General features: G+C 66.0%; 18 protein-coding genes. 2 read left to right on the top strand and 16 right to left on the bottom strand.

Features of this window, described 5'->3' with window-relative positions:
• Positions 1-40: 40 nt before the first annotated feature.
• Positions 41-712 carry a heme exporter protein CcmB gene (gene ccmB, locus L6D89_RS21865; protein ID WP_017520311.1) on the bottom strand — a complete coding sequence of 224 codons (672 nt, stop codon included), beginning with the start codon at positions 710-712 and terminating at the stop codon, positions 41-43.
• On the bottom strand, positions 709-1,365 hold the full coding sequence (gene ccmA / locus L6D89_RS21860; RefSeq protein WP_236173961.1) for a cytochrome c biogenesis heme-transporting ATPase CcmA: 657 nt from the start codon (positions 1,363-1,365) through the stop codon (positions 709-711). The genes ccmB and ccmA overlap by 4 nt, the downstream gene beginning before the upstream one ends.
• A 273-nt stretch (positions 1,366-1,638) precedes the next feature.
• Between ccmA and fliK the strand changes: the two genes are divergently transcribed.
• Together fliK and L6D89_RS21850 are read left to right on the top strand one after the other, a co-directional pair.
• Positions 1,639-3,240, top strand: coding sequence for a flagellar hook-length control protein FliK (gene fliK / locus L6D89_RS21855; RefSeq protein WP_236201155.1), 1,602 nt, complete (start codon positions 1,639-1,641; stop codon positions 3,238-3,240).
• Positions 3,237-3,578, top strand: a complete 342-nt coding sequence (locus L6D89_RS21850) for an EscU/YscU/HrcU family type III secretion system export apparatus switch protein (RefSeq protein WP_236173959.1) — start codon at positions 3,237-3,239, stop codon at positions 3,576-3,578. The genes fliK and L6D89_RS21850 overlap by 4 nt, the downstream gene beginning before the upstream one ends.
• Before the next feature lie 6 nt (positions 3,579-3,584).
• On the opposite strand, the gene L6D89_RS21845 is transcribed toward L6D89_RS21850, so the two are convergent.
• The 14 genes from L6D89_RS21845 to flhF form a co-directional block, all read right to left on the bottom strand.
• Positions 3,585-4,082: a hypothetical protein gene (locus L6D89_RS21845; protein ID WP_236173958.1), complete on the bottom strand. Its 498-nt coding sequence runs from the start codon at positions 4,080-4,082 to the stop codon at positions 3,585-3,587.
• Between the two features lie 162 nt (positions 4,083-4,244).
• Positions 4,245-4,652, bottom strand: coding sequence for a DUF2802 domain-containing protein (locus L6D89_RS21840; RefSeq protein ID WP_236173957.1), 408 nt, complete (start codon positions 4,650-4,652; stop codon positions 4,245-4,247).
• Between the two features lies 1 nt (position 4,653).
• Entirely contained in the window at positions 4,654-5,133 is a 480-nt protein-coding gene (locus L6D89_RS21835; protein ID WP_015476565.1) for a chemotaxis protein CheW, read from the bottom strand.
• Between the two features lie 74 nt (positions 5,134-5,207).
• Complete coding sequence (locus L6D89_RS21830) at positions 5,208-6,143, bottom strand: CheW domain-containing protein (protein ID WP_236201154.1); 936 nt, start codon at positions 6,141-6,143, stop codon at positions 5,208-5,210.
• 112 nt (positions 6,144-6,255) lie between these two features.
• Positions 6,256-7,044 (bottom strand): ParA family protein, encoded by a 789-nt coding sequence (locus L6D89_RS21825; RefSeq protein WP_081519303.1) that lies wholly within the window; start codon positions 7,042-7,044, stop codon positions 6,256-6,258.
• 52 nt (positions 7,045-7,096) lie between these two features.
• Complete coding sequence (motD, locus tag L6D89_RS21820) at positions 7,097-7,981, bottom strand: flagellar motor protein MotD (RefSeq protein WP_236173955.1); 885 nt, start codon at positions 7,979-7,981, stop codon at positions 7,097-7,099.
• Positions 7,982-7,996: 15 nt separating this feature from the next.
• Positions 7,997-8,737, bottom strand: a complete 741-nt coding sequence (locus tag L6D89_RS21815) for a flagellar motor protein (protein ID WP_236173954.1) — start codon at positions 8,735-8,737, stop codon at positions 7,997-7,999.
• Positions 8,737-9,855, bottom strand: a complete 1,119-nt coding sequence (locus L6D89_RS21810) for a protein-glutamate methylesterase/protein-glutamine glutaminase (RefSeq protein WP_236201153.1) — start codon at positions 9,853-9,855, stop codon at positions 8,737-8,739. Before L6D89_RS21810 ends, L6D89_RS21815 begins: the two co-directional genes overlap by 1 nt.
• 62 nt (positions 9,856-9,917) lie before the next feature.
• Entirely contained in the window at positions 9,918-12,140 is a 2,223-nt protein-coding gene (locus L6D89_RS21805) for a chemotaxis protein CheA (protein ID WP_236201152.1), read from the bottom strand.
• Positions 12,141-12,172: 32 nt separating this feature from the next.
• Positions 12,173-12,955, bottom strand: a complete 783-nt coding sequence (locus L6D89_RS21800; RefSeq protein ID WP_236201151.1) for a protein phosphatase CheZ — start codon at positions 12,953-12,955, stop codon at positions 12,173-12,175.
• Between the two features lie 19 nt (positions 12,956-12,974).
• Positions 12,975-13,349 carry a chemotaxis response regulator CheY gene (locus L6D89_RS21795; RefSeq protein WP_085988857.1) on the bottom strand — a complete coding sequence of 125 codons (375 nt, stop codon included), beginning with the start codon at positions 13,347-13,349 and terminating at the stop codon, positions 12,975-12,977.
• A gap of 198 nt (positions 13,350-13,547) precedes the next feature.
• Positions 13,548-14,297: an RNA polymerase sigma factor FliA gene (fliA, locus tag L6D89_RS21790; RefSeq protein WP_236173948.1), complete on the bottom strand. Its 750-nt coding sequence runs from the start codon at positions 14,295-14,297 to the stop codon at positions 13,548-13,550.
• The gene (fleN, locus tag L6D89_RS21785; protein WP_236201150.1) at positions 14,294-15,121 is read right to left on the bottom strand and encodes a flagellar synthesis regulator FleN; all 828 of its coding nucleotides are present in this window, start codon (positions 15,119-15,121) and stop codon (positions 14,294-14,296) included. Before fleN ends, fliA begins: the two co-directional genes overlap by 4 nt.
• A 164-nt stretch (positions 15,122-15,285) precedes the next feature.
• A complete protein-coding gene (gene flhF / locus L6D89_RS21780; RefSeq protein ID WP_236201149.1) occupies positions 15,286-16,596 on the bottom strand; it encodes a flagellar biosynthesis GTPase FlhF in 1,311 nt (436 codons plus the stop codon).
• Positions 16,597-16,603 lie beyond the last annotated feature (7 nt).

Raw genomic sequence — 16,603 nt, 5'->3', positions numbered from 1 at the left:
TCTGCCGCCGGTGCCGCTTCCCAGCCCGGCGATCGTTCGTTCACTCGCCGACGCTGATCTTCAGCCCGGCGGCGATGGCAAAGGGCGTCAGCGTCAATGCTAACGCCGTCAGGCTGGCCAGCCACAACAGGTGCCCGGCGGTGGGCAGCCCCTGCAGCGACGCCTGTAGCGCTCCGCTGCCCAGGATCAGCACCGGAATGTAAAGCGGCAGGATCAGCAGGGCCAGCAGCAGGCCGCCGCGCTTGAGGCCCACGGTGAGTGCCGCGCCCACGGCGCCCAGCAGGCTCAGGATGGGTGTCCCCAGCAGCAGTGACAGCAGCAGGTCCGGCAGGCAGCGTGCCGGCAGGCCCAGCATCAGGGCGAACAACGGTGACAGCAGCACCAGGGCCAGCCCTGAAACCAGCCAGTGTGCCAGCACTTTGGCCAGGACCAGTAGTGGCAGGGGGTGCGGCGAAAGGACCCACTGTTCCAGGGAACCATCTTCGAAATCGCTGCGGAACAGGCCGTCCAGCGACAGCAGCACCGCCAGCAATGCCGCGACCCAGACCAGCCCCGGCGAGAGGTTCTTGAGCATTTCCGACTCGGGGCCGACCGCCAGCGGGAACAGCGCGATGACAATGGCAAAGAACACCAAAGGATTAGCCAGCTCCGCCGGACGGCGGAACAGCAGGCGCGCTTCGCGGGCGAGCAGCAGGGTGAAGACGTTGCTCATCGCGCTGCCACCTCCCGTGCGTGCTGCCCCAGATCGAGGGCGCGATAGCCTTTCGGCATGCGCTCCAGCGTGTGGTGGGTGGTCAGCACGACCAGGCCGCCGCGCTCGCAATGGCCAGCCAGGTGCTCTTCCAGCTGCGCCACGCCCTGCTTGTCGAGGGCGGTGAAGGGTTCATCGAGGATCCACAGCGGCGGCGCGTCGAGGTACAGGCGCGCCAGGGCTACACGGCGCTGCTGGCCGGCGGACAGGGTATGGCAGGGAACATCTTCGAAGCCGCGCAGGCCAACGGCTTCCAAGGCTTGCCAGATGGCATCGCGGTTGGCCGGCTGGTGCAGGGCGCAGAGCCAGGCGAGGTTTTCCTCGGCGCTGAGCAGGCCCTTGATGCCGGCCGCGTGGCCGATCCACAGCAGCAGCCGGGCCAGTTCGTGGCGTTGTTCGGTGAGCGGCTTGCCGTTGAGCAGCACCTCACCGGCAGTCGGCTGCATCAACCCGCTGAGCAGGCGCAGCAGGCTGGTCTTGCCGCTGCCGTTGGGGCCGACGATCTGTAGCATCTCGCCAGCGCCCAGTCGCAAATCGAGACGCTCGAACAGCATGCGCCAGTCCCGCTCGCAGGCGAGCGCCACGGTTTCGAGGAGGGGATGGTTCAAGGGCATCGGCAACCGTCGGGCAGAAAACAGTCAGTGGTGCAAATAAGCGGCCATACCGCCCCGGCCGCCAAGCACGGCCTCGGGCGGCGCATTATACACAGCCGTTCCTACGCCAGACGTCAGGTTTTTCGACAGGGTGTAACGTCAAATCAGCGCACCTTGAGCTGTGTCTATCCGCATCGACTGCCGTGCGCTCAGGCCGCTGGACGGTCTAAAGTGCCGGCAAGCGCCGCCGATACACTGGGCGCAATCCCGTTTTGCCTTCCGGACAGGTCCTCGATGCCGAGCGAAATTGGCGCTTCCCGCCCGCTACCGCCCATGCCCACGCCACGCAGCGCACAAAGCTCGGCGGAGCTGACGCTCAAGCTCGCGCAGAGCCTGGGCGACCTGCTGCCACCAGGGGAAAAGGCCAACGCCGAAGTCCTCGCGGTGCGCGAGACGCCGGTCAATTTCCAGCTGCTGCTGCGTCTGACCATGGCCAGCGGCCAGCAGGCCCTGGTGGTCGCGGACTGCCCGCAGGTCCTGCCCAAGGGCACCACTCTGGAACTGGCATCGCTCACCCAGACCAATCTCGCCGCGACCCTGATCAACCAGCCGAGCCTCACCCAGCTGGGCCTCGGCGGTCGCCAGCCGCCGCTGGGCAGCCTGGACCTGAACCTCCTGCCAGTGGGCACCCTGCTGCAGGGCAAGGTCGACTCCAGCCAGTTGCTTCCCCAGATCAAGGCCGAGCAGGCCATCTACAAGGTGCTGGTGACGCTGCTCAATACGCCGCTGGCCGGCCGCCAGCTGAGCATCGAATCGCCCAACCCGCTGCCACTCAACAGCCTGCTCAGCGCGCGCGTGCAGGACCATAACGCCCTGCAGTTCCTGCCACTGGAGAGTCGCCTCGATCAGCTCGAACTGACCCGCCAGCTCTCCGCGCAGCAAGGCCGCCAGGGCTCGCTGGACGGCCTGTTCAGCGCGTTGCAGGGTGCCGGGCGCGGCCAGTCGATGGCGCCGGAACTGCAGCAGGCTGTGGACAAGTTGCTCTCCGCCCTCCCCGACCTGCGCCAACTGAGCGATGCCAAGGGGGTTGCCCAGGCGCTACAACACAGCGGGGCCTTCCTCGAAGCACAACTGTTGCGCGGCGCCGAGCCCCTGCCACAGGACCTCAAGGCCAATCTACTGCGGCTGATCGCCCAACTGCTGCCGGCCGCACCGAATGGAACCGCCGCCGGCGTGCTCGGCGACCTGCCAGGCAACGCCCTCGCAGGTGCCAGCAACCTGGCGCAATCGCTGCCGGCCTTTGTCCGCAACGCCCTTGGCGTGCTCGGCCAGACCGGTGGACGCACAGCGCCGCCGAGCAGTTTCCCGCTGCCCACCCGGCTGGCCCAGCAACTCGAAGAAGAAGGCGACCTGGAGTCCCTGCTCAAGCTGGCTGCGGCCGCCGTCTCGCGCTTGCAGACCCATCAACTGAGCAGCCTCGCCCAGAGCGACGTACTGCCCGACGGCACGCTGCTCAACACCTGGCAGATGGAAATCCCCATGCGCCACCAGCACCAACTGGTGCCCTTGCAGGTGCGCATCCAGCAGGAAGAAAAACCGGCCAGCGAGCGTGACCCGCAACAGCAGGACACCCTGTGGCGGGTCGAACTGGCGTTCGATCTCGAACCGCTGGGCCCGATGCAGGTCCAGGCCACCCTCGCCCATGGCAGCATCGCCAGCCAGATGTGGGCGGAACACGCCAGCACAGCCAGCCTGGTCGACCGCGAACTGGGCACCCTGCGCCAGCGCCTGAATGACGCCGGCCTGACCGTCGGCGAATTGTCCTGCAGCCAGGGCAAGCCGCCCCAGGGGCCGCGCACCTCAGTGGAGCAGCGCTGGGTGGATGAGACCGCATGAAGAAGATGAAGCAGCCGCCGCGCCAGGTCATCGCCCTGAACTACGACGGCCAGAACGCCCCGACGCTGACCGCCAAGGGCGACGACGAACTGGCCGAGACCATCCTCGCCATTGCCCGTCACCACGAGGTGCCGATCTACGAGAACGCCGAACTGGTGCGCCTGCTGGCACGGCTGGAGCTGGGCGAGGCGATCCCGGAGGCGCTCTATCGCACCATCGCGGAAATCATCGCCTTCGCCTGGTACCTCAAGGGCAAGAGCCCACTGAACAACCGCCCTGACGCAGCGGATGGCGATGCGCCGCTGCTGCTGGAAGGGCCGGCATCCCGGCCCGGCTGAGGCGGATCAGCGGCAGCACTCACTGCCCAACCGGTACGGCGGGTGGTCCCCGACGGGTGCGTACTCGTGGAACTCGCGCACCGACTTGCGGATCGGCTGCGCGTCCTCGCTGTGGTAGAGCACCATGCTGCTGGTCACCTCGCGCAGCTGTGCCAGCGATATCGGCTTGTCCAGCACATCCAGCACCGGCACGCGATTGGCCCAGGCCCACTGCATCAGGCCGCGCCTTTCCTCGGCGCTGTAGTTCCCCACCAGCAGGAACTGGCGGAAGGTGTTGCTCTGGCTCAGCGCCTTCAGGCTCAGCAGCTCATTGGGGCCCGGGCGGAAATCGTCATGGATGAACAGGCTGTAGCGCTGCCGGTTGGCAAGCGCCTTGCGCACCTCATCCAGGTTCAGGCACAGACTCAGGTGGTAGAACTCCAGGCGATTGAGCAGCACGCTGTAGTTCAGCAGCCGGCCTGGGTGCGAGCACAGCACCATGGCCCGTCGGGAAATGGTCGCCATATCGATGGCCTCGGGAAAATGTAGACGGGGCCAATTTAGCGACGATTTGCCGCCATTCTTATCAGACGAGTCCTAATTGCCGGTAGTGGCATTCCTACAGCACAGAAATCCCGACAGGCGGCAAGAGCGGCAAAAACCGCGAGACCAGGCTCTGGCGCGGGCTCAGTCCCGCGCCTTGCCCTGGTGCAGGCGGGCGACCAGTTCGGCTTCGGCCTGGGACAGGCCGCAGCTCTGGGTCAGGTCTTCCGGGCTGGCGCCCATGCCGACCAGGCGGGCGGCCTGGCTGAAGGAGAGGCTGGTGGGGTCGCGCTGCTCGATGCGCACCAGGCGCTCGGGCAGCGGCGCGACCTGTTTGTTCAGCTCGCGCAGTTCTTCGCCCATGCGGATATTGATCTGCTGGTACGACTCGATGCGCTTGCCCTGCTCCTTCAGACGCTGTTCGAGCACGGCCAGCTGCTTGGCCACCTGCACCGACTCGGCCTCCTGGGCGCGCTGCCGGCCGGACAGCCAGATGCACGCCACGGCGAGGCCCACGCAGGCGATACCGAGCACAACCAGAGCGATCAGCACCTCAGATGCTCTCCAGCTCCGACCACTCTTCCTCGGTCATCATCTTGTCCAGTTCGACCAGGATCAGCAGCTCGCCGTTCTTGTTGCAGACGCCCTGGATGAACTTGGCCGACTCTTCGTTACCGACGTTCGGCGCGGTCTCGATCTCGGACTGGCGCAGGTAGACGACCTCGGCGACGCTGTCGACCAGGATGCCCACCACCTGCTTGTCGGCTTCGATGATGACGATGCGGGTGTTGTCCGAGACCGGCGCCGGGTCCAGGCCGAAGCGCTGGCGGGTGTCGATCACGGTGACCACGTTGCCGCGCAGGTTGATGATGCCCAACACGTAGCTCGGGGCACCGGGGACCGGCGCGATCTCGGTGTAGCGCAGCACTTCCTGGACCTGCATCACGTTGATGCCATAGGTCTCGTTGTCCAGGCGGAAGGTGACCCACTGCAGAATCGGATCTTCGGCACCTTGCGCTGACGTTTTCTTCATATCCCCTCGCCTCTTCTGGTTCCACGCCGCCTGCGGCGTGGAGGTTGTCTTTCAAATCAGGTTGGCACCCAGCCTCAGGGCTGCAGGCGCTTGGCGGCGCCGCTGGCGATCAGTTCGGCCAGGGCCGAGACGTCGAGCAGCGCGCACATCTGGTCGATCACCGTGCCGGCCAGCCACGGGCGTTGCTGGCGCTGGCTGCGCCACTTCACTTCGGACGGGTCCAGGCGCACCGAGCGGCTGACCTGGTGCACCGCCAGCCCCCACTCGTAGCCCTGCACGGAAATCACGTACTGCAGCCCCTCGCGGTAGTCGTCGCGGTAGCGCTCGGGCATCACCCAGCGCGCGGTGTCGAGTACCTTCAGGTTGCCGTTCTGCCCCGGCAGGATGCCGAGGAACCAGTCCGGCTGGCCGAACAGCGGGGTCAGGTCGTGCCCCGCCAGTGGATAGATCGAGCCCAGGCACACCAGCGGCACCGCCAGGGTCAGCCCGGCGACGTCGAACAGCAGGCACTCGAAGGGCTCGGCGGCCCAGACCGGGCGACCATCGTCGAGCAGCTTCAGCGGCGCGGCGGGCATCTCCGCGCTGCCGGGCTGGTGCAGGTCGATGACCTGGCCCATCTGTACCGCAGGTTCGTCGGCAACGGGGGCTTCAATGGCCGGCGCCAGCGCTTCGGGCTGGCGCAGCTCGGCCACCGCTGCCGGCGCACGGGCGGCCACGCTCAGGCGCGCATCGCGGACCTGCTCTTCGAGCACGGCCGCTTCGAATTCGTCGAGGCTGACGCTGGCTTCCGGCGCCTGCACCACCGCCGCCTGAGGTTCGGCAGTGAGTGGCGCGACGGGCTCGCTGAGCACCAGCGCGACCGGAGCTATCGGCGCCGGAGCAACAGGCGCGGCAATGGGCTGCGCCACCGATTCCGGGGCGAAGTCTTCAAAAGTGGCCTCCTGCAGCAGCGCGTCCAGGTAGGACTGCAGCGCGAGCTGGGGGCGAGTGGCGGTAGCGGAACGACTCATGATTGATGACCGCGCAAGGTGACTGTCCAGCCTATCGGCAGCGGGCGCACAGGACTTGAACGCATCCGTCGGATTCTTTTGCTCGGGCCTGCGTTCTTCAGCAGCGACATGCTCAGGCTACCTGGCTGGCCGGCACATGGGCCAGCAGATGCTTGAGCAGCGCACGGTAGGCGATCACCCCGCGGCTGTTGCCGTCGTTGCGCGACGGCACCATACCCAGGCGGCTGGCGTCGCGCAGCTTGGTGTCGACCGGGATGAACGCCTGCCAGAGGGTGTCCGGGTAGGTATCGCGCAACACCCGCAGGGTGCCCAGGGAAGCCTGGGTACGGCGGTCGAACAGGGTCGGCACGATGGTGAACGGCAGGGCCTGCTTGCGCGAGCGATTGACCATCTTCAGCGTGTTGACCATGCGCTCCAGGCCCTTGAGGGCAAGGAATTCGGTCTGCACCGGGATCACCAGGTGCTGGCTGGCCGCCATCGCGTTGACCATCAGCACACCCAGCAACGGCGGGCTGTCGATGATCGCGTAGTCGAATTCGTTCCACAGCTGCGCCAGGCTCTTGGCGATCACCAGGCCCAGGCCATTCTGCCCGGGCGACTGGCGCTCCAGGGTAGCCAGCGCGGTACTCGAGGGCAGCAGGCGGATGTTTTCGTGGCTGGTGGGCAGCAGCAGTGATTCGGGCAGCCCCTCGGGGACGTTGCCCTGGTGCAGGAACAGGTCGAATACGCTGTGCTCCAGGGTGTCCGGGTCATGCCCGAAGTAGCTGGTCATCGAGCCGTGGGGGTCCAGGTCGACGATCAGCACGCGCTTGCCGGCGTCCGCCAGCAGGCCCGCCAAGGCGATGGAGGATGTGGTCTTGCCGACGCCACCTTTCTGGTTGGCTACCGCCCAGACTTTCATAGTGCGCGCTCCCCGGTGGCACAGCATCGGCTCAGGATCGTAGTCATGGTTCTCATTGCCCTGTGGCCGATGACGAAGAATTGACGGCGCCACTGCCGGGCGCCTCACTGGCAATCACTGGTGCAGGTTGCGTGCCAGCATGTCGCAATGCCGGGTCCGGCTGTGCCTTGCCACTGCCCGCCCCGCTGATGCTGCGGCGCACCTCCAGGTTGCGGGAGATCACCAGCACCACCCGGCGGTTACGTGCGCGGCCATCCGCCGTGGCATTGTCCGCCACTGGCTGGAATTCGCCATAGCCCACCGCTGCCAGCCGACCAGCGTCGAGGCCGTCCTGGGCGAGCATGCGCACGATGCTGGCGGCGCGGGCGGCCGACAGTTCCCAGTTGGTCGGGTACTGCGAATTGTGGATCGGCACGTTGTCGGTGAAACCCTCGACGTGCACCGGGTTGCGGTAAGGCGCCAGAATCCTGGCGACTTTCTCGATGATCTCGAAGGCAGCGTCGTTGGGGATTGCATCGCCGCTGGGGAACAGCAGGCTGGAATTGAGGGTGATCTCGATCCAGAACTCGTTGCCGCGCACCGACAGCTGATCGGTGGCGATCAGGTCGCCGAAGGCCTGGCGCACGCTGTCGGTGATCTGCTGCAGGGTATCGGGGTTGCCCTGGGCCTGGCCGTCGTCCTGCGGTTCGTTCAGCGACTGGTCCGGCTGCTGGGTGCGCGGGCGCTCCTCGCCGACCGGTATCGGGCGGATCGAGCGGTCCGGCTGGTTGAACACACCGGTCAGGGTTTCCGAGAGAATCTTGTACTTGCCCTCGTTGATCGAGGAGATCGAGTACATCACCACGAAGAAAGCGAACAGCAGGGTGATGAAGTCCGCGTAGGACACCAGCCAGCGTTCGTGATTCTCGTGTTCCTCATGGCGTCTGCGGCGAGGCATGCGCATCCCTCCCCCTCAGCCGACGAAGCCTTGCAGCTTCAGCTCGATGGAGCGTGGATTTTCGCCCTCGGCGATGGACAGCAGCCCTTCCATGAGCATCTCGCGATAGCACGACTGGCGCAGCACGATGCTCTTGAGCTTATTACCGATCGGCAACAGCAGCAGGTTGGCCAGGCCGACGCCATAGATGGTAGCGACGAAGGCCACAGCAATGCCGTTGCCCAGTTGGCTGGGGTCGGCGAGGTTACCCATCACGTGGATCAGGCCCATCACCGCGCCAATGATGCCGATGGTCGGCGAGTAGCCGCCCATGGCCTCGAATACCTTGGCGGCGGCCAGGTCGCGGCTTTCCTGGTTGAACAGGTCGACTTCGAGGATGCTGCGGATGGCTTCGGGCTCGGTGCCGTCCACCAGCAGTTGCAGGCCCTTGCGCGCATAGGGGTCGCGCTCGGCATCGGCAACGGTTTCCAGGCCCAGCAGGCCCTCCTTGCGCGCCGTCATGCTCCAGCCGACCACATGGTTGATGCCGCCGACCAGATCCACCCTGGGTGGCAGGACCATCCAGCGCAGCATGGTCAGCGCGCGCTTGAGCACCGCCACCGGGGTCTGCAGCAGGGCTGCGGCCAGCGTACCGCCGACCACGATCAGCGCCGCCGGGCCGTTGGCCAGGGCACCGACGTGCCCGCCCTCGAGGAAGTTGCCACCGATGATGGCAACCAGCGCGAGGATCAGGCCAACCAGGCTGAGGACATCCATCAGCCGCAGGCCTCGGTCAGGTGGCGGCCGATGTCGTCGAGGCTGTACACCGCATCGGCCAGGCCGGCCTTGGCGATGGCCATGGGCATGCCGTAGATCACGCAGCTGGCTTCGTCCTGCGCCCACACCTGGGCACCGCCCTGCTTGAGCATGCGCGCGCCTTCGCGGCCGTCGGCGCCCATGCCGGTGAGAACCACCGCCAGCACCTTGTCGCCATAGGCCTTGGACGCGGAGCCGAAGGTTACGTCGACGCAGGGCTTGTAGTTCAGTCGCTCATCGCCGGGGAGAATGCGGATCGCGCCACGGGCGTCGACCATCATCTGCTTGCCGCCGGGAGCCAGCAGCGCCACGCCGGGGCGCAGCAGGTCGCCATCCTCGGCTTCCTTGACGGTGATCTTGCAGAGCTTGTCCAGGCGCTCGGCGAAGGCCTTGGTGAAGGCCGCCGGCATGTGCTGGATCAGCACCAGCGGCGCGGGGAAATTGGCAGGCAGCTGGGTCAGCACCCGCTGCAGCGCCACCGGCCCACCGGTCGAAGTGCCGATGGCCACCAGCCGGTAGGGCTTACGCTTTGGGGCGGCGGAACTCGCCGGAGCCGGAGCGGCCGGCGCGTGGCTACCACCCGACGAAGCGGAAGCGATCGGGCGCGCCGTGCCGGCGGCAGGAGTCGAAGCCGGCGCGGCCGGGCTCGAGGAGTACGACGAGTACGCGGCGAAGCGACGGTTGCTCTTGGCGATGGTGTGGACCTTCTCGCACAGCAACTGGCGGACCTTGTCCGGGTTGCGCGAGATGTCCTCGAAATTCTTCGGCAGGTAATCGACGGCGCCGGCATCCAGCGCGTCCAGGGTCACCCGCGCGCCCTCGTGGGTCAGCGAGGAGAACATCAGGACCGGCGTCGGGCAGCGCTGCATGATGGTCCGCACGGCGGTGATGCCGTCCATCAGCGGCATCTCGTAGTCCATGGTGATCACGTCGGGCTTGAGTGCCAGCGCCTGATCGATCGCCTCGCGGCCGTTGGTCGCCGTACCGACCACCTGGATCTGCGGATCAGCCGAAAGAATCTCCGACACGCGGCGGCGGAAGAACCCCGAATCGTCCACCACCAGGACTTTGACAGCCATAGACACTCCTGAAAAAAACTTCTTCCATCACGGGCGCGGACCTCGCGGCCCGCGCACGGCGGTCAGATACGACGGGCGTAGCGCTTGAGCATGCTCGGCACGTCGAGGATCAGCGCGATGCGCCCGTCCCCGGTAATCGTCGCCCCGGCCATGCCCGGCGTGCCCTGCAGCATCTTGCCCAGCGGCTTGATCACCACCTCTTCCTGGCCCACCAACTGGTCGACCACGAAGCCGATGCGCTGGGTGCCGACGGAGAGGATCACCACGTGGCCCTCGCCCGGCTCGTCATACTGCGCGCCCGGCACCAGCCAGCGCTTGAGGTAGAACAGCGGCAGGGCCTTGTCGCGGACGATCACCACTTCCTGGCCGTCGACCACGTTGGTGTTCGACAGGTCGAGGTGGAAGATCTCGTTGACGTTGACCAGCGGGAAGGCGAAGGCCTGGTTGCCCAGCATCACCATCAGGGTCGGCATGATCGCCAGGGTCAGCGGGACCTTGATGACGATCTTCGAGCCCTGGCCCTTGGCCGAGAAGATGTTGATGATGCCGTTGAGCTGGGAAATCTTGGTCTTCACCACGTCCATGCCGACACCGCGGCCGGAGACGTCGGAGATCTCGGTCTTGGTCGAGAAGCCCGGGGCGAAGATCAGGTTGTAGCAGTCGGACTCGGACAGGCGATCCGCCGCGTCCTTGTCCAGCAGGCCCTTTTCCACGGCCTTGGCGCGCAGTACGTCGGGGTCCATGCCTTTGCCGTCATCGGAGATCGACAGCAGGATATGGTCGCCCTCCTGCTCGGCGGATAGCACCACCTTGCCCGAGCGGGACTTGCCAGCGGCCTCACGCTCGTCCGGGCTTTCGATGCCATGGTCGACCGCATTGCGCACCAGGTGCACCAGCGGATCGGCCAGGGCCTCGACGAGGTTCTTGTCGAGGTCGGTTTCTTCACCGATCAACTCGAGGTTGATCTCTTTCTTCAGGTTGCGCGCCAGGTCGCGGACCTGCCGCGGGAAGCGCCCGAAGACCTTCTTGATCGGCTGCATGCGGGTCTTCATGACCGACGACTGCAGGTCGGCGGTGACCACGTCGAGGTTGGAAACGGCCTTGGCCATCGCCTCGTCGCCGCTGTTCAGGCCCAGGCGCACCAGGCGGTTACGCACCAGCACCAGCTCGCCGACCATGTTCATGATCTCGTCCAGGCGGGCGGTGTCCACGCGCACGGTGGTTTCCGCTTCGTTGGCCGGCTTCTCCACGGCGGCGGCAGCAGCAGGCTTGGCCGGCGCCGGCTTGGCGGCAGCGGCTGGCGCCGGAGCGGCAGCGGGCTTGGGCGCAGGCGCGGCGGCGGCAGGCTTGGCGGCCGCGACCGGCTCTTCCTTGGCGCCGGTGAACTGGCCCTTGCCATGCAACTCGTCGAGCAGCTTCTCGAATTCGTCGTCGGTGATGTTGTCGTCGCCGCTGGCAGCCGGAGCTTCTTCGGCTTTCGGCTCGGCGGCAGCCTCGACGGCAGCGGCGGCTTCTTCCTTCGCGCCGGTGAACTGGCCCTTGCCGTGCAACTGGTCAAGCAACGCTTCGAACTCGTCGTCACTGATCTCGTCGCTGGCGGGCGGTGTCTCGGCGGCGGGAGCCGGAGCTGCCTTGGCGGGCTCCTTGGCGCCGGCGCTGAACTGGCCCTTGCCGTGCAGCTGGTCAAGCAGCGCTTCGAATTCGTCGTCGGTGATGTCGTCGCCACCGCCACCAACCGGCGCGGCGGGCGTATCGGCAGCGGGTTCGAGGGCATCCATCAGTTGCTCGAACTCGGCGTCGGTGATGTCGCCATACGCCGCAGGAGCCGCCGGGGCCTCTGGCGCAACGGGTTCGGCAACGACCGGGGCGGGAGCCGGAGCTTCGGCGGGAGCGGCGTTCGGGTCAGCCAGACGCGACAGCGCGGCCAACAGCTCGGGAGTGGCCGGGGTCGGCTCCTGCGCGTCACGCACCTGCTGGAACATGACGTTGACGGTATCCAGCGCCTGCAGCATCACATCCATCAGCTCGGCATCCACGCGGCGTTCGCCCTTGCGCAGCATGTCGAAGACGTTCTCGGCGATGTGGCAGCACTCCACCAGCGCGTTCAGCTGGAGGAAGCCCGCCCCACCCTTGACGGTGTGGAAGCCACGGAAGATGGCATTGAGCAGGTCCATGTCTTCCGGGCGGCTTTCCAGCTCGACCAGTTGTTCGGACAGTAGCTCGAGGATCTCGCCGGCCTCCACCAGGAAGTCCTGGAGGATTTCGTCATCGGCGTCGAAGCTCATTCGGGTGCTCCCTCTACAGCGTCAGCGGACGCTTAAAAACCAAGGCTGGACAACAGATCGTCGACATCGTCCTGACCGGACACGACGTCCTTTCTTGTATCGGCAGCAATCTGCGGACCTTCACCCTTGGACGATCTTTCTTTTTCCACCGCGTCGCGCATGCCGTCGTGGTCATGCTCGATGCCGGCGTAGCGATCGACCTGCCCCGCCATCCAGACCAGCTTCACCAGGTTCGACTCGACTTCGGTCACCAGCTTGGTGACGCGCTTGATCACCTGCCCGGTGAGGTCCTGGAAGTCCTGCGCCAGCAGGATGTCGTTCAGGTGCGCGGAAAGCTTGCGGCTGTCCTGGGCGCTGATGTAGAGGAACTGCTCGACGCGCTTGGCCAGGTCACGGAAGGCCTCGGGGCCCAGCTCGCGGCGCATGAAGCGCGACCAGTCCTCCTGCAGCTCCTTGGCCTGGGTCTCGATGTGCATCACCACCGGCGTGCACTCTTCCACCAGGTCCATGGTGCGATTGGCCGCTTTCTCGGTCATCGTCACCACGTAGGACAGGCGATCAGTCGCGTCAGCGATCTGCGAAACTTCCTGGGCGCGGGGGGAACTGGGGTCGATCTGGAAGTTGACGATGGCGTTGTGCAGCTCACGGGTGAGCTTGCCCACTTCCTGGTAAAGACCACGATCGCGCGCCTGGTTTAGCTCGGAGATCAGTTGCACGGCAGTCTGGACTTCGCCGCGTTCGAGGCAGTCGACCAATTCGCGCGCGTGTTTTTTCAGGGTCGACTCGAAGTCACCCGCGGATTCGTTGAAATCCATGACGCCCTCTTGGCCAGCCTCAGCTGCCGACCCGCTCGAAAATCTTCTCGATCTTTTCTTTCAGCACCTGGGCGGTGAAAGGCTTGACCACATAGCCGTTGACCCCGGCCTGGGCAGCTTCGATGATCTGGTCGCGCTTGGCTTCGGCGGTGACCATCAGCACCGGCAGGTGCTTCAGGCGCTCGTCGGCGCGGACCGCACGCAGCAGGTCGATGCCGGTCATGCCGGGCATGTTCCAGTCGGTCACGAGGAAGTCGAAGTTGCCGCTGTGCAGCATCGGCAGCGCAGTGGTGCCGTCATCGGCTTCTGCGGTGTTGGTGAACCCCAGGTCCCGCAGGAGGTTCTTGATGATGCGCCTCATCGTGGAAAAGTCGTCCACGATGAGAATTTTCATGTTCTTGTCCAAACCTGCCTCCATCGATACCAAACGCGCCCTGGCGGGCGAGCCGTCAATTCATTGAACGCCGAGCGCTCTTTGCTGTGGGCGCGTCAAGGGAACGTCACCCAAAAAATTCGTAAGCCTCTAACTTGCCGAAGGAAAATACCTTCAGCCTTTTCGCTAGGAACAAGCAGGCGCGAAACTACCCGATGCTCAGCGAGCGCGCCACTCCGCCAGTCGCGAACGCAGGCGCGCGGCGCACTGGCTGTGCAGCTGGCTGACGCGCGATTCGCTGACGCCCAGCACCTCGCCGATCTCCTTGAGGTTGAGTTCCTCGTCGTAGTACAGGGCCAGCACCAGCCGCTCGCGCTCGGGCAGCTTGGTGATGGCGTCGGCCAGGGCCGCCTGGAAGCGTTCATCTTCCAGCCCGTGGGACGGCTCGTTGTCGTGGTGCGAAGCGTCTTCGGCAAGGCCGCTACCCTGTTCACCGTCCTGCAACATGTCATCGAAGCTGTACAGACGGCTGCCCTGGGTGTCGCTGAGGATGCCGTAATAATCTTCGAGGCTCATATTGAGTTCGGCAGCAACCTCCTGATCTTTAGCGTCGCGTCCGGTGCGCGCCTCGACGGCACGGATGGCGTCACTGACCATGCGGGTGTTGCGGTGCACCGAACGCGGGGCCCAGTCGCCCTTGCGCACTTCGTCGAGCATGGCGCCGCGGATGCGGATGCCGGCGTAGGTTTCGAAGCTCGCGCCCTTGCCCGAATCGTATTTCTTCGCTGCCTCCAGCAGGCCGATCATGCCGGCCTGCATCAGGTCCTCCACCTGCACGCTGGCCGGCAGGCGGCCCAGCAGGTGGTAGGCGATGCGCTTGACCAACGGGGCGTGTCGCTGGATCAGCAGTTCCTGGGAGTTGTGCGCCTGTGCCTTGCTGTACATACGCGCTCCGGAGGCCGCGATCATACGGCCGAACCCGTGGGATGTTGCACCAGGCGCTCGACGAAGAACTCCAGGTGCCCTCGTGGGTTGGCCGGCAGCGGCCAGCTGTCGACCTTCTGCGCCACCGCACGGAAGGCCAGGGACGCCTTGCTGCGCGGGAACGCCTCATACACCGAACGCTGCTTCTGCACCGCCTTGCGCACCGACTCGTCGTAGGGGATGGCGCCGACATACTGCAGCGCCACGTCGAGGAAGCGGTCGGTGACCTTGGTCAGCTTGGCGAACAGGTTGCGCCCCTCCTGGGGGCTGTGCGCCATGTTTGCCAGTACGCGGAAACGGGTCATGCCGTAGTCGCGATTGAGCAGCTTGATCAAAGCGTAGGCATCGGTGATGGACGTGGGTTCATCACAAACGACCAGCAGCACTTCCTGGGCAGCGCGGACGAAGCTCACCACCGAGTCGCCGATACCGGCGGCGGTGTCCACGACCAGCACGTTGATGTTGTCGCTGATGTCGCTGAACGCCTGGATCAGCCCGGCATGCTGCATCGGCGTGAGGTGCACCATGCTCTGGGTGCCCGAGGCCGCCGGGACGATGCGGATGCCGCCGGGCCCCTGGAGGATCACGTCGCGCAGGTCGCATTCGCCTTCGATCACATCGGCCAGCGTGCGCTTGGGCGACAGACCCAGCAGCACGTCGACGTTGGCCAGGCCCAGGTCGGCGTCCAGCAGCATGACGCGGCGGCCCAGATCGGCCAGCGCCAGCGACAGATTCACCGACACATTGGTCTTGCCCACGCCACCCTTGCCACCGGTGACTGCGATTACCTGAACCGGATGCATACCCATATCAATACCTTGTCTCGTCGTTCGACCGTTGCGCATCAAACGCTTCGGCTAATCCGGCTGCGGTGCTCCACCGCCTCCGGTGCTCGCGGATCGTCTAGCAGAGCATCCGCATCGCTTGGGCGGCTCAACCGGCCGCCCCACGCCCCACCCGGGGCTCACAATATTCAGCTGGCGCGACGCACCGGCTGCTGGTAAAGGCCGGCGAACATGTCGGCCATGGCGTCTTCACTGGGCTCTTCCGGCGACTGCAGGCTCACCGCACGGCTGACCAGTTGGTGCGCGCGTGCCACTTGCAGGTCATCCGGAATCTTCGGTCCATCAGCCAGATAGGCTACCGGGAGATGCTGGCTGATAGCCAGAGCCAGAGCTTCACCGAGGCTTCCCGCTTCGTCCAGCTTGGTCAGGATGCACCCGGCCAGCCCACAGGAACGATAGTTCTGCCAGGCGGCCTTGAGCACCTGGGCCTGGCTGGTCGCGGCCAGCACCAGGTAATTCTTCACGTTCAGGCTCAGCGACGACAGCGCTTCGAGCTGCATGCGCAGCGCCGGATCGGTGGCCGGCAGGCCTGCGGTGTCGATCAGCACCAGACGCTTGCGCGCCAGCGGGGCCATGGCCTGGATCAGCGACTGGCCCGGATCGACCAGGGTCACCGGCACGTTGAGGATACGGCCCAGGGTCTTGATCTGCTCCTGCGCGCCGATGCGGAAGCTGTCCATCGACACCAGGGCGATGCTCTGCGCGCCGTACTTCAGCACGTAGCGGGCGGCGAGCTTGGCCAGGGTGGTGGTCTTGCCCATGCCGGCCGGGCCGACCAGGGCAATCACGCCGCCCTGCTCCAGCAGGTCGGTTTCCGGGGTATTGATCGAGCGCGCCAGGTGCGCCAGCAGCATGCGCCAGGCCTGCTTCGGATCGGCGATGGAGGCCACGCGCTCCAGCAGGCTGCGCGACAGGTCGGCCGGCAGGCCCATGCGCTGCAGGCGGCGCCACAGGTTGGCCTGTTTCGGACGCTGGTTCTGCAATTGGTTCCAGGCGATCGAGCCAAGCTGCACTTCGATCAGCTCGCGCAGGCCGTTGAGTTCGAAGCGCATGGCTTCCAGGGCCTGCTGGCCGACACTGGCCGCCGCCGGGGCGACGGGCGCGGCCATGGCTTCGGCCAGGGTCTCGGCAGCGCTGCGCCGTGGCTTCTCGGTGCCGTACATTTGACGGTCCTTGCGCACACCGTCGCTCGCGCGGGTCGGTGCCGACAGATCGGCCTTGGCCTGGGCGATCTTCGCCTGGGTCTTGCGCAGCTCGGCTTCCAGCGCCGGGTTCGGCTTGCTGGCCGCCACCGGGGCCTGGTAATCCAGCGCCGCGGTCAGCTCCACGCCGCCGGCGACACGGCGATTGCCGATGATCGCGGCGTCCGGGCCCAGCTCGTCACGCACCAGTTTCATGGCCTGACGCATATCAGCGGCGAAGAAGCGTTTTACCTGCATGGCCTGC

It is taken from the genome of Pseudomonas pseudonitroreducens (assembly GCF_021603645.1).
Taxonomy (GTDB): Bacteria; Pseudomonadota; Gammaproteobacteria; order Pseudomonadales; family Pseudomonadaceae; genus Pseudomonas; species Pseudomonas pseudonitroreducens.
The sequence above is the reverse complement of the archived record's forward strand: the minus strand, read 5'-3'. Positions and strand labels throughout refer to the sequence as shown.